Source organism: Amycolatopsis aidingensis (assembly GCF_018885265.1).
Classification (GTDB): domain Bacteria; phylum Actinomycetota; class Actinomycetes; order Mycobacteriales; family Pseudonocardiaceae; genus Amycolatopsis; species Amycolatopsis aidingensis.
On the sequence record NZ_CP076538.1, the window covers coordinates 6,977,050 to 6,988,620 of the forward strand.

The 11,571-nt window shown below is 70.9% G+C and carries 13 protein-coding genes; 6 read left to right on the forward strand and 7 right to left on the reverse strand.

Annotated elements, in window-relative coordinates:
* The first annotated feature begins 41 nt into the window (after positions 1-41).
* Complete coding sequence (locus tag KOI47_RS32005; RefSeq protein WP_216210767.1) at positions 42-701, forward strand: helix-turn-helix domain-containing protein; 660 nt, start codon at positions 42-44, stop codon at positions 699-701.
* A gap of 416 nt (positions 702-1,117) precedes the next feature.
* Here the strand turns inward: KOI47_RS32005 and KOI47_RS32010 are convergent, their stop codons facing one another.
* From KOI47_RS32010 to KOI47_RS32035, 6 genes are all read right to left on the reverse strand, one after another.
* Positions 1,118-1,867 (reverse strand): phosphoglyceromutase, encoded by a 750-nt coding sequence (locus KOI47_RS32010; RefSeq protein ID WP_216210768.1) that lies wholly within the window; start codon positions 1,865-1,867, stop codon positions 1,118-1,120.
* Positions 1,868-2,335: 468 nt separating this feature from the next.
* Complete coding sequence (locus KOI47_RS32015; RefSeq protein WP_232376386.1) at positions 2,336-3,235, reverse strand: DUF4349 domain-containing protein; 900 nt, start codon at positions 3,233-3,235, stop codon at positions 2,336-2,338.
* Between the two features lie 62 nt (positions 3,236-3,297).
* Complete coding sequence (locus tag KOI47_RS32020; protein ID WP_216210770.1) at positions 3,298-3,801, reverse strand: type III secretion system chaperone family protein; 504 nt, start codon at positions 3,799-3,801, stop codon at positions 3,298-3,300.
* A complete protein-coding gene (gene mshA, locus KOI47_RS32025) occupies positions 3,798-5,099 on the reverse strand; it encodes a D-inositol-3-phosphate glycosyltransferase (protein WP_216210772.1) in 1,302 nt (433 codons plus the stop codon). The genes KOI47_RS32020 and mshA overlap by 4 nt, the downstream gene beginning before the upstream one ends.
* Positions 5,100-5,117: 18 nt before the next feature.
* Positions 5,118-5,948 (reverse strand): alpha/beta fold hydrolase, encoded by an 831-nt coding sequence (locus KOI47_RS32030; protein WP_216210774.1) that lies wholly within the window; start codon positions 5,946-5,948, stop codon positions 5,118-5,120.
* Positions 5,945-7,099, reverse strand: coding sequence for a L,D-transpeptidase (locus KOI47_RS32035; protein WP_216210776.1), 1,155 nt, complete (start codon positions 7,097-7,099; stop codon positions 5,945-5,947). The genes KOI47_RS32030 and KOI47_RS32035 overlap by 4 nt, the downstream gene beginning before the upstream one ends.
* Positions 7,100-7,151: 52 nt before the next feature.
* On the opposite strand from KOI47_RS32035, the gene KOI47_RS32040 reads away from it, so the two are divergent.
* Positions 7,152-7,883, forward strand: a complete 732-nt coding sequence (locus tag KOI47_RS32040) for an SDR family NAD(P)-dependent oxidoreductase (protein ID WP_216210778.1) — start codon at positions 7,152-7,154, stop codon at positions 7,881-7,883.
* Positions 7,884-7,970: 87 nt separating this feature from the next.
* Here KOI47_RS32040 and KOI47_RS32045 read toward each other — a convergent pair whose 3' ends face one another.
* On the reverse strand, positions 7,971-9,047 hold the full coding sequence (locus tag KOI47_RS32045; RefSeq protein WP_216210780.1) for a UDP-N-acetylmuramate dehydrogenase: 1,077 nt from the start codon (positions 9,045-9,047) through the stop codon (positions 7,971-7,973).
* A 26-nt stretch (positions 9,048-9,073) separates the two neighbouring features.
* On the opposite strand from KOI47_RS32045, the gene KOI47_RS32050 reads away from it, so the two are divergent.
* The 4 genes from KOI47_RS32050 to KOI47_RS32065 all read left to right on the forward strand — a co-directional run bounded on the left by KOI47_RS32050 (position 9,074) and on the right by KOI47_RS32065 (position 11,546).
* On the forward strand, positions 9,074-9,580 hold the full coding sequence (locus KOI47_RS32050; RefSeq protein ID WP_216210781.1) for a DUF2505 domain-containing protein: 507 nt from the start codon (positions 9,074-9,076) through the stop codon (positions 9,578-9,580).
* Positions 9,581-9,606: 26 nt separating this feature from the next.
* On the forward strand, positions 9,607-10,374 hold the full coding sequence (locus KOI47_RS32055) for a class I SAM-dependent methyltransferase (RefSeq protein ID WP_216210783.1): 768 nt from the start codon (positions 9,607-9,609) through the stop codon (positions 10,372-10,374).
* A gap of 146 nt (positions 10,375-10,520) precedes the next feature.
* Positions 10,521-10,643 carry a hypothetical protein gene (locus KOI47_RS36220; RefSeq protein ID WP_269756679.1) on the forward strand — a complete coding sequence of 41 codons (123 nt, stop codon included), beginning with the start codon at positions 10,521-10,523 and terminating at the stop codon, positions 10,641-10,643.
* 156 nt (positions 10,644-10,799) lie between these two features.
* Positions 10,800-11,546, forward strand: a complete 747-nt coding sequence (locus KOI47_RS32065) for a GNAT family N-acetyltransferase (protein WP_216210784.1) — start codon at positions 10,800-10,802, stop codon at positions 11,544-11,546.
* The last annotated feature ends 25 nt before the right edge of the window (positions 11,547-11,571 follow it).

Consider the following 11,571-nt stretch of genomic DNA (forward strand, 5'->3'; position numbering starts at 1 on the left):
CGAACGTTGCCGCGGGGCAGCGCACGGACGAGACTCGAAGCATGGAACGGACCGGGGACGTGGTGGTGCTGCGGGGCGAGCGGGAGCTGTTCCAGCGGGCAGGACACCTGCTGACCACCGCCGATGAGGTCTGCTGTGCCGCGAACGACCTGTTCACCTGGGCGGCGGGCCACACCCGGTGGCCGGATGCTGCCGCCGAGGTCGCCAGCCAGCACGCGCGGGGCAGGCGGATTCGCAAGGTCTACCGTCCGGGCGCCCTGCTGGATCCCTCTTCCGCCCAGCACCTGCGGCAGATCGAGCGAGCGGGGGCACGGATCCGGATCACCCAGGACGAACTGAACGAGACCATCATCATCGACCGGCGGCTGGCGGTACTGGCAGGCGACCTGGTGGACGGTGCCCGTAGCTACAGCGTGATCACCCGTCCGGAGGTGGTGCAGGGGGTGACCTCGCTGTTCGAGGCCGCCTGGCGGGCCGCGACCGACCTTGCCGGGTACGACGCGCGGTTCGCCGAGCTCAGGGCGGTGGCGCCGCGGATCCTCGAGCTGCTCGCCGCAGGCTGCAAGGACGAGGCCGCCGCGCGCACGCTAGGCCTCGGGCTGCGCACCTACCGCCGCCGGGTGGCCGAGCTGATGGACGCGCTCGGCGCCGAGTCCCGGTTCCAGGCCGGGGCGCGGGCGCGCGAGCTCGGCCTGATCTGACCGTAAGGGGCGGGTCGTGGGCGCGTTTCGGGAGCGCGCCCACGACCCACCGGGCCGGCTGCTCGAGCCGGTACTGCACACGCTTGGTGGGGGCGCGGAAGGCCGGGTGCCGAAGGGCTTCAGGACATACGGGGACTACCGCCGGTACAGGGCGGGAGAGGCCGGGATTCCGGGTGCGCTACTTGGATGCGACGACCGAGGGGCGGCACAGGTTCCGGATTGTGAACATGGCTCCACCTCCTCGGGGCGTAGACGTTCCGTCGAGGATAGCTCGATGACTCCGGGTAGCCAACCCCTTTGGCGCACGGGTGAGGCGCTCACCGGAACGGCCAACTCGGGTACGTGAATGGCCAACTCACGTACGTGGCGGGCAAACACGGGTACGTGGGCGGCAAACACGCCGGGTGAGCTGGGGGTCAGCGGCCTTGGGCCGCGACGGCGGCGGCCGCCTCGGTGGCGGCGGCCGGGTCGAGGTAGGTGCCGCCGGGGGTGACCGGCCGCAGGTCCGCGGTGAGGTCGTAGCGCAGCGGGATGCCGGTGGGGATGTTCAGGCCGGCGATCTCCTCGTCGGAGATCCCATCCAGGTGCTTGACCAGAGCGCGCAGCGAGTTCCCGTGCGCGGCCAGCAGCACCGTCCGCCCGGCCCGCAGGTCCGGCACGATCGCCGACTCCCAGTACGGCAGCAGGCGCGCCACCACGTCCTGCAGGCATTCGGTCAGCGGGGCCGTGTCGCCGAGGTCCGCGTACCGCGGGTCGGCGTCCTGGCTGAACTCGCTGCCCCGCTCGATCGGCGGCGGCGGGGTGTCGTAGGACCGGCGCCAGAGCATGAACTGCTCCTCGCCGAACTCCTCGAGGGTCTGCTTCTTGTTCTTGCCCTGCAACGCGCCGTAGTGCCGCTCGTTCAGCCGCCAGTCCCTGCGCACCTCGATCCAGTGCCGGTCCGCGACGTCCAGCGCGATGTTCGCGGTGGAGATCGCCCTGCGCAGCAGCGAGGTGTGCACCACGTCCGGCAGCAGCCCGGTCTCGGCGAGCAGCTCGCCGCCGCGCCGTGCCTCCGCTTCCCCCTGCTCGGACAGCGGGACGTCAACCCAGCCGGTGAACAGGTTCTCCGCGTTCCACGTGCTCTGCCCGTGCCGCAACAGCACCAGGGTCCCTAGCTCGGCCATGCGCACAGCTTGCCAGAGCCAGGCCGCGGGGTGGCAGCGGGCCGAGACAGCGCGAAGCCGTTCCGCAAGCCCGCGACCGGCGAAAACACGTCTACCGACAGTGGCCTGGGTTAGCGGAGTGAACACCTACAACCGGGTTTGCGAAGCGCCAACAAGATCTCAATCGAGTCACGTTAGTTGCATACCGTTAACCCAATCACGAAAGTTCACTCGAATGGAGTAGCCAGTAATCTTGTGATTACTGACCAGGTTCTGCCAAGTTGGCATCTGTCCCGCTCGACTGGAAACCACGCACTCCCCAGCCGGGCGGACCGAGGCGCAGCTCGTCTCCCCCCTGCCGAGCTGCGACCCGCCGGCCCCGTTGGCATCCCCCTCGTCACCGGGTCCATCGCGGCGGGAACGTAAGCGGGGCGGCTCGAGTTCGCGACTCCCCCCTCCCTCGAGCCGCTCCGCTCCCTCATGTCCCGGTCATTCCGGTAACGCAGCACTGGCTACCCGGCGGCGACGGCGCCGAAACAGCTGCCACGCCACTGCCGCGAAGGGCAGGCCGAAGAAGGCGAGGAACGGCAGGGCGGTGGCCAGCACGGTGAGCGCGTCCCCGAGGAACCCGGTGAACGCGCGCCAGCCCGCGGCGAGGCCGCCGAGGATGCCCTCGTCCTCCGGTTCCGGCGCGGCCGCGGCGGCCCGGCTGACGGTCAGCGAGACCGTGGACGTGGCGACCCTTCCGGCCAGCGCCTCCTGCCTGGCCTGCAGCGACTCCAGCTCCGCCTGGCGCTGGGTGAGCTCGGCCTCCACCGAGGTGACCTCGCTGATCGAGCTCGCCCGGTCCAGCAGGGCGCGCACCCGTTGCACACTGGCCCGCTGCGAAGCCAGCCTGGACTCCACGTCCACCACCTGCTCGGTCACGTCCTCCGTGCGCTGCTGCCTGCGCACCACCTCACCGAGCGCGGCCAGCTCCCCGAGCACCCCGTCCAGCCGGTCGCTCGGCACCACCACCTCGACCGAGGCGGAGTGCTGGTCCACCCGTTCCTGCCCGGTGTAGCCGCCCGCGCCGGTGGCGACCTGCCTGGCCTCGCGCACCGCGGCGGACACATCCGGTGCGGTCAGCTCCAGCTGCGCGGTGCGGGCCAGCTTGCGTTCCGCCCCCTCGATTCGCACCGCCGCGCCGCTGCCGCCACGCTGATCCGCGCCTTCCCGCGCCGCGGGCGCGTCCGCAGCGTTCCCGGACTCCTCGCCTGCCTGCCCGGCGCCCGCGGGCGCGGACAACGGCGTGGCCGCCTGCCGGTCACCGGTGCAGCCGGACAGCAGCCCCACCGTCATCCCCAGTGCCACCAGCAGCATCGCAGGCGGCTTCGCTCTCGATCGCATTCCGCTCCCTCCAGTCATGGCGAGGAAGGGACGGAGCGGCACACCGCCGCGGTTGCACCCCGCTAGCCGTCCGGCGCGACGAGGTGCTTGAAGGCCTGCAGGTTGGCAAGGGACTCGCCGCGCGAGACCCGCCAGTCCCATTCGCGCTGGATCGAGCTCGCGAAGCCGAGCTCCAGCAGGGTGTTGAAGTCGCCGTCGGCGGCCTCGAGCACCTGGCCGAGGATCCGGTCCAGCTCGTCGCCGGTGAGGGTCTCCAGGGCATGCCTGCCGACCAGGTAGATGTCGCCGACCGAGTCGAGCGCGTAGTACACCCCGTACAGCTTGGCGTTGCGCTGCAACAGGAACCGGTAGACCCGCTGCTGCTCCTCGTCCGGCCTGCGGCAGACGAACGCCTCCACCACCAGCGCGTGCTCCCCGGCGACCAGCCAGCAGTTGGTCTGCAGCTTCTTGCTACCCGGCAACGTGACGAAGTACTTGCCCTCGCCATGCCGCTCGTACTCTAGGCCGGATTCCTCCACTGTGGACCGGATCAGCTCGTCGGCGCGCGCCGGGTCCCGTGCCGTCATACCGCCACCTCCTGCAGCGCGAGCGCACTGGCATTCCGGAACGCTACTGCCGCATCGGCGTAGGTGCCCAGCAAGGTCTCGGTGGTGCGCTGCCAGGAGAACCGCCTGGCGTGCTGCACCGCGTTCGCCGCGAGCTCGGCGCGCCGCCGTGGCTGCAGCGCGACGTTTGCCAGGGCCCGCGCCCAGTCCCCGGCCCGGTGGCCCGGCACCAGCAGCCCGGAGACCCCGTGCGCGACGGCCACCGGGAGGCCGCCGACCTCCGCCGCCACCACCGGGGTGCCGCAGGCCTGCGCCTCCAGCGCGACCAGACCGAAGGACTCGTTGTAGCTGGGTACGGCCACCACGTCGGCGGCGCGGAAGACGTCGACCAGTGCCTGCCCTGGCTGCGGGGGCAGGAACCGGGTCTGCCGTTCGATGCCAAGCGAGGCGGCCAGCTCGCGCAGGGCATGCGGCTGTTCCAGGCCGGATCCCGACGGCCCGCCGACCACCAGCACGACCAGACGTTCGGCCAGCTCGGGCCGGTCACGCAGCAGCCGTGCGGCCGCGTGCAGCAGCACGTCGGGGGCCTTCAGCGGCTGCAACCGCCCGGCGAAGGCCAGCACCACCGCATCCGCAGGCAGGCCGAGGGCCGCCCTGGCCAGCGCGGTCGATCCCGGGGTGAACCGGTCGAGGTCCACCCCGGGAGACACGGTGCGCACGGCGTGCGGGTCGGCGTCGTACAGGGCGATCAGCTCCCGCGCCTCCACCGGGGTGTTGGCCACCAGCCGGTCCGCCTCGGCGACGACCTGCTCCTCGCCGATCACCCTGGTCCGTGGTTCCGGGCTGTCCCCCTCGGCGAGCGCGGCGTTCTTCACCTTGGCCAGGGTGTGCGCGGTGTGCACAAGCGGCACCCCCCAGCGGTCCCTTGCCAGCCAGCCGACCTGGCCGGACAGCCAGTAGTGCGAGTGGATCACGTCGTAGTAGCCGGGCTCGTGGAAAGCCTCGGTGCGCAGCACCCCCGAGGTGAACGCGCACAGCTGCGCGGGCAGCTCGGCACGGCTCAGCGGCTCGTACGGGCCCGCCGGGATGTGCCGGACCAGCACGCCGGGGGCCAGCTCGGCCACCGGCGGCTGGTCGGAGGACGTCGCCCTGGTGAAGATCTCCACGCTGACCCCTCTTCGGGCCATCTCGATCGCGGTCTGCCCGATGTAGACGTTCATCCCGCCGGCGTCACCGGTTCCGGGCTGCTCCAGCGGTGAGGTGTGCACGGAAAGGACCGCCACCCGGCGCAGCGGCGCCGGTGGGTGAGACGGCATCATGTACGTGATCTCCCCTGGTCAGGGCGCTGGTGCCAGCCGCTGTCCGGCGAAGTGCAGCAGCGTCGCGTTGAACTCCTCCGCCGCCTCGATGAACGGCAGATGGCCTACACCCTGCAACCAACGTTGATCGGCCCCCGGAATCTTCCCCGCCGCGTACGCGCCCGCGCTCGGGTCCACCACCGCGTCCTCGGTGCCGTGCAGGACCAGGGTGGGCACGTCCACCGCGGCCAGCACCTCGGCGCTGTCCACCCGGCGCCGGAACAGCGCACCGCGCACCGCGGGGGGCACCAGCAGCGAGGAGCCGAGCAGCGCCTGGGCCAGGGCGCCGGGGATCTCTTTTGCCGCCATCCCGCCGGACAACCGGGCCAGCGCGGGCAGCGCCACCTCGGGATCCTCGTCCAGCGCCGCCGGCAGGGCCGCGCGCATGGCCGGGCCGGTGCGGCCACCCGGCTGGTCCCTGCCGATCTCGGTGATCGCCCCGGCCAGCACCAGCCCGGCGATCCCCGCCGTCCCGTAGGTCCGCAGGTAGTCGGTGATCACCAGCCCGCCGTAGGACCAGCCGACCACCACCGCGGGCGTGCCGGCGAACTCCAGCACCGAGGCGAGGTCGTCGGCCCACACCCTGGACCGGTCGTAACCCTCCGCCGGCACCTCGGACACCCCGTGCCCGCGCAGGTCCGGCGCCACCAGCCGCAGGTCCGCGGTGAGCTCGGCGGCGGTGAGCTGATGCGACCAGGCCAGCGAGGACTGCGCCCAGCCGTGCAGCAGTACGACGGTGCGCGCATTGTTCTCGCCGGCGACCCGTATCCCGAGCCGGACCCCGCCGGACCCGGTGACCTCCGTGTTCACAGCGCGGATTTCGACTTCCAGGTTTCCCAGTCCAGTAGCCAGTCCATCACCGCCGAGGTGGTCGGGAAGTCGGCCTTCGCGCCGGTGACCTCCACCGGGTCCCCGATCAGCGCGGAGTCGAAGTAGGCCTTCGCGTCCTTCTCGAACAGGTTCACGCAGCCGTGCGAGGTGTTCTTCTTGCCGATGTTGGCCCGGTTCTCCTCGTTCTCGTGGATGTACTCGCCGTGGTTGGAGATCCGGCAGCACCACTTCTTCTTCACGTCGGTGTAGCCGTAGCGCTCGTTGTCGAAGATCGAGGTCGGCTCCTTGGTCATCACGATCACGGTGCCGTTCGGGGTGTTCAGGTTCGGGTCGGCGTCCTTGCCGTTGCTGCACGGGTAACTGGTGTGCTCGGCGCCGTCCCGGTAGACCCGCATCACATGGTCCGGGGTGTGGATCTTGACGACCTGGTTGCGGCCGATGCTGAACTTCGTGGTGACGTCGGCCTTGCCGTAGTTCCCGCCGCCGTAGTGCACCCCGTACAGCTTGGCTGTGACGTTCACCTCGGTGCCCGCGGGCCAGTACTCCCGTGGGCGCCAGTCGACCTGCCGGTCGGAAAGCCAGGCCCAGGAGCCCTCGACGTCTTCGGAGGTTTCTACGGTGAGCGCGCGCTGCGCGGCGGCGCGGTCGGAGACCGGGGCGTCGAACTTGACGCTGATCGGCATGCCGACGCCCACCTCGGCGTCGTCGATCGGGTTCAGCGTGGCACGGATCACGGCTTTCGGCTGCAGGGTGGTGAAGCTGCCGGTGAACTCGACCGGCTTGCCGTCGGTGCCGGTCGCCTTGGCCGCGTAGCTGTAGGTCTTGCCGTAGCCCAGCGGTTCCGCGCTGGTCCAGGTGTTCTTCTCGGCGTTCAGCTCACCCTGCACCTCGCCGCCGTCGGAGTTGGTGAGCTTCACCTCGGTGAAGGAGCCCTCGGCGACCTTGACGGTGACCGGCTCGGTGACCGGCACCTCGGTGGCTTCCGCCGCGGGCTCGGCCGTGATCCGGGCCTTCGGCGGGTGCACGGCCGGCTCCCCCGAGCCCGGCACCTCGTCGCCGGAACAGGCGGCCAGCCCGGCGGCACCGCCCGCCGCCAGCGCGATCTTGAACACCTTCCGCCGTCCGTACACCGGCGTCCTCCCTTCACCCGAACGATCCGACGTTACCTGGCAACATGGCGCCATGAGCAACCGAATCGCAGTCATCACCGGCGCCAGCGCGGGGATCGGCGCGTCGACCGCGCGGGCACTGGCCAAGGCCGGCTTCGATGTGATCCTCGGCGCCCGGCGCCTCGACCGCGTCACCGCACTGGCGGACGAGCTGTCCGGGACCGCTCACCTTCTGGACGTCACCGACCAGGAATCGGTTGCGTCCTTCGCCAAGCAGGTTCCGCAGTGCCATGTCCTGGTGAACAACGCCGGTGGGGCGCGGGGCCTTGAGCGGGTCGAGAACGCGGACGAGCAGAACTGGCGCTGGATGTGGGAAACCAACGTGCTCGGCACGTTGCGGATGACCAAGGCGCTGCTGCCGAAGCTGGTCGAGTCCGGCGACGGGCACGTGCTGACTGTGACCTCCATCGCGGGGCACGAGGTCTACGATGGCGGCTCCGGCTACACCGCGGCCAAGCACGCGCAGTCCGCGCTGCACCGGACCCTGCGCTCGGAGCACCTCGGCCAGCCGGTGCGGTTCACCGAGATCATCCCGGGCATGGTGGAGACCGACTTCTCACTCAACCGCTTCGCGGGCGACACCGAGCGTGCGGAAAAGGTCTACCAGGGGCTGGACCCGCTGACCCCGGACGATGTGGCCGAGGTCATCGCGTTCGCGGCGACCCGGCCCGCGCACGTCAACCTGGACGAGATCGTGCTGAAGCCCCGCGCCCAGTACAACGGCTCCCGCTTCCACCGCGAGTAAATGCCCTGAACGTGGCTTCCGGGACGTTGAACGTCTCAAAAGTGCCGTTCGCGACGCCGAGCGTCGTGAACGCCACGTTCAGGGCACTCACAGGGTGCAGTTGATGAGCAGGGGTTCGGGGCGCAGAGTGACGCCGAAGGCGGTGCGCACCCCGTCCCGCACCTCGCGGGCCAGCGCCAGCAGGTCCGCGGTGCTGGCGCCGCCCCGGTTGGTCAGGGCGAGGGTGTGCTTGCCGGACAGCGCCACCCGGCCGCCAGGACCGGGGTGCCCCTTGCCGAATCCGGCCCGCTCGATCAGCCAGGCCGCGGACAGCTTGACCCCCTCGGGCGCCGGATAGCGCGGCACCGCCGCGTCCGCCCCGGCCACCTCGGCGATCCTGGCCAGCACCGCGGGCAGCTCGGACTCGGCGAGGATCGGGTTGGTGAAGAAGGAGCCCGCGCTCCAGGTGTCGTGATCCGCGGCCTCCAGCACCATGCCCTTGCCGCGGCGCAGGGTGAGCACGGCCGCCCGCGCCCGCTCGGCTGGTACCCGCTCGCCGGTGCGCACGCCGAGGGTCCGTGCCAGCTCGGCGTAGTGGATCGGCTGGGAGAGGCCGTCGGCCCGCAGCCGGAAGCGCACCCCGAGCACGACCCCGCGGTCGGTGCCCTTGAGCACACTCGTGCGGTAGGCGAAGCCCAGCTCGCTCGCGGCCAGCGTGCGCACCTCGCCGTCGCGGCGGTCGTACAGCCGCACCGCCACGATCAGGTCGCTGACCTCACAGCCGTATGCGCCGACGTTCTGGATCGGGGTGGCACCGACCAGGCCGGGAATCCCGGAAAGACACTCGAGGCCACCGAGGCCGTGCTCGACGGTGGCCGCGACGAACTCGTCCCACTGCGCGCCGGCAGCCGCCTCCACCTCGACCTCGGCACCGTCCTGTTTGTCCCGTTCCCAGCCGCCGGTGCCGATGCGCAGTACGGTGCCAGGGAACCCCTCGTCCGCCACGACCAGGTTCGAGCCGCCGCCGAGCAGCAGCAGCGGCTCACCGGCCGCGTCGGCGGCCCGCACCCGGTCCACCAGCTCCGCCTCCGTACCGGCGACAAGGAACCGCTCGGCCGGCCCGCCGAGCCGCAGGGTGGTGTAACTCGCCAAGGTCATTCCGGTACCCGTTTCCACAGCGCTCACAGACCCGAACGGTACTGTCCGGTCCCATGGCGTCCCGTATCGAGCACCGCGCGGAGTTCCCGCACAGCGTCGGCGAGGTGTACCGCACGCAGACCGATGCCGCCGCCCTGCGGGCCCGGCTGGCGGAGATCGGCGGCCAGCAGGCACGGCTCGCCGAGCACGAGGCCGGCGCGGACGGGGTGCGGTTCACCCTGGTACAGGGCATTCCGGCGGATCGGCTACCGCAGGTGGTGCGCTCGCTGCACCGGGGCGACCTGATCGTGCATCGCGAGCAACGCTGGCAGCGCACCGGCGCGGACGAGGTCTACACCGGAACCGCGACGGCCACCGTGGACGGAGTGCCCGGCCGGATCACCGCCCGCACCGAGTTGCGCACCGGGGGCGAGGGCGCCGTGCTGCGCACCACCGGCGAGGTGACAGTGCGGATCCCGCTGGTCGGCGGCAAGCTGGAGGGCGTCATCGCCGAGCAGGTGACCAAGCTGCTCGAGCGGGAGGCCGAGTTCACCGCGTCGTGGCTCGGCGCGGACAACTAGGGGGCGCCGGGCGCGCACCGCTCGGCATGCCCACCAGGGGGACCACCAACCCGAACCGGCTGCGCCGGGTCGATCGCTGGCTGACCAGCGACCACCGGGCGACCGCGCGGCTGCGGGCCGCGGCGGACCCGCTGGTGGTGGACCTCGGCTACGGCGCGTCCCCGGTGACCACGGTGGAGCTGGCCCGGCGACTGCGCAGGGCGGTTCCCGCGGTGCGGGTACTCGGCCTGGAACTGGACCCCGAACGGGTGGCCGCCGCCCGCGCAGTGGCCGAACCGCCGTGGCTGGACTTCCGGCGCGGCGGGTTCGAACTCGCCGGGGTCCGGCCGGTCCTGGTGCGCGCGTTCAACGTGCTGCGCCAGTACGAGGAGGCCGCGGTGGCGAGTTCCTGGCTGGCCATGCTGGAGCGGATCCAGCCCGGCGGCCTGCTGGTCGATGGCACCTGTGACGAACTCGGCAGGCTTTGCTCCTGGGTCACGATCGACCACAGCGGACCGCGCACGCTCACCCTGTCCTGCCGGGTGTCCAGCCTGGAACTTCCCTCCACTGTGGCTACCCGGCTACCCAAAGTACTGATCCACCGCAATGTTCCGGGTGAACCCGTTTATCTACTTATGTCTACTTTGGACTCGTGTTGGCGGGCGGCGGCGCCACTGCGCGGCTACGGGCCGCGGGCCAGGTGGACGGAGACGGTACGCCTGCTCACCGAACGCGGCTGGCCGGTGCTGAACCGGCGGGACCGCTGGCGGCTCGGGGAGCTGACCGTGCCATGGGCCTCGGTCGCCCCGCGCTGACTGGTTCGCACCCCGGCCTTCTCGAGCGATCCTCGACCACGGCACGATCAGGGACACCCGGACTTGTCCCTGATATTGGCGAAAGTGGCTGGTTCCGGATTTTTTCACCTGTCAGCATCTGTTTACAGGTGAAAGAATGACCCCCGATGAACGAGGAGACTCCTCGAGGTGACGAGCTGCTGCGTGTCCGCACCGCGCTGGCCAATCCGCAACGACTGCGTATCGTCGCCTGGTCACCGGCGTGCTGGAAACCGCCGGGGACGGAATGATCATGAAGTACTACCGGGCGACGCAGTTTGCCGTCCAGCTCACACCACACACCGTCATGCGGGCTGCCACCACGTTGGGGGACAACCGATGAGCTGGCCGAACGCGATGGCCGCGGGGAGGACACGGGACCCGGTCCCGATGAACGGAGGCACTCATTGTCGTCGACGACTGACCGGACGATCCAGTACACGGCTTCGATCGCCGAAACGCCGGAGCAGGTCCGGGAGGCGCAGCGGTTGCGTTACCGCGTGTTCGCGGGCGAGTTCGGCGCCACGCTCAACTCCCTGGTCGACGGGCTGGACGTGGACGAGTACGACGAGGCGTGCGATCACCTGATCGTGCGACGCGCGGACACCGAGGAGATCGTCGGCACCTACCGCCTGCTACCGCCCGGCCGCAGGGAAGGGCTGTACTCCGACAGCGAGTTCGACCTTTCGGCGCTGGACGGCATCCGGGACGCCGTGGTGGAAACCGGACGCTCCTGCGTACACCCTGAGCACCGCACCGGCGCGGTGATCACCCAGATGTGGGCAGCGCTCGGCCGGTACGCCCTGCTGTCCGGGCACCGCTATCTCGCCGGGGCCGCCTCGGTTCCGCTGCACGACGGCGGGGCGACCGCGGCGAACGCCTGGCGGCTGGCCGAGCAGAACCACGCCAGCCCGCAGGAGCTGCGGGTCCGCCCACTGCATCCGTGGAACCCCGAGCAGGCGCCCGCGCAGCAGCAGCGCCCGAACTACGCCCAGCTACCGCCGCTGTTCCGGGGGTACCTGAGGCTGGGGGCCTGGGTCTGTGGCCCGCCTGCGCACGACCCGGAGTTCAACGTCGCCGACTTCTTCACCCTGCTGCAACTCGACCGCGCCGATCAGCGCTACGTGCATTACTTCCTGGGGGACGAACAGTGAACGCCTATCGGGTGTACTCACCATG

Coding starts and splice junctions, on each gene's coding strand:
- KOI47_RS32005 (WP_216210767.1), top strand. CDS start 42: ATGGAACGGACCGGGGACGTGGTGGTGCTGCGGGGCGAGCGGGAGCTG.
- KOI47_RS32010 (WP_216210768.1), bottom strand. CDS start 1,867: ATGGCCGAGCTAGGGACCCTGGTGCTGTTGCGGCACGGGCAGAGCACG.
- KOI47_RS32015 (WP_232376386.1), bottom strand. CDS start 3,235: ATGCGATCGAGAGCGAAGCCGCCTGCGATGCTGCTGGTGGCACTGGGG.
- KOI47_RS32020 (WP_216210770.1), bottom strand. CDS start 3,801: ATGACGGCACGGGACCCGGCGCGCGCCGACGAGCTGATCCGGTCCACA.
- mshA (WP_216210772.1), bottom strand. CDS start 5,099: ATGATGCCGTCTCACCCACCGGCGCCGCTGCGCCGGGTGGCGGTCCTT.
- KOI47_RS32040 (WP_216210778.1), top strand. CDS start 7,152: ATGAGCAACCGAATCGCAGTCATCACCGGCGCCAGCGCGGGGATCGGC.
- KOI47_RS32050 (WP_216210781.1), top strand. CDS start 9,074: ATGGCGTCCCGTATCGAGCACCGCGCGGAGTTCCCGCACAGCGTCGGC.
- KOI47_RS32055 (WP_216210783.1), top strand. CDS start 9,607: ATGCCCACCAGGGGGACCACCAACCCGAACCGGCTGCGCCGGGTCGAT.
- KOI47_RS36220 (WP_269756679.1), top strand. CDS start 10,521: ATGAACGAGGAGACTCCTCGAGGTGACGAGCTGCTGCGTGTCCGCACC.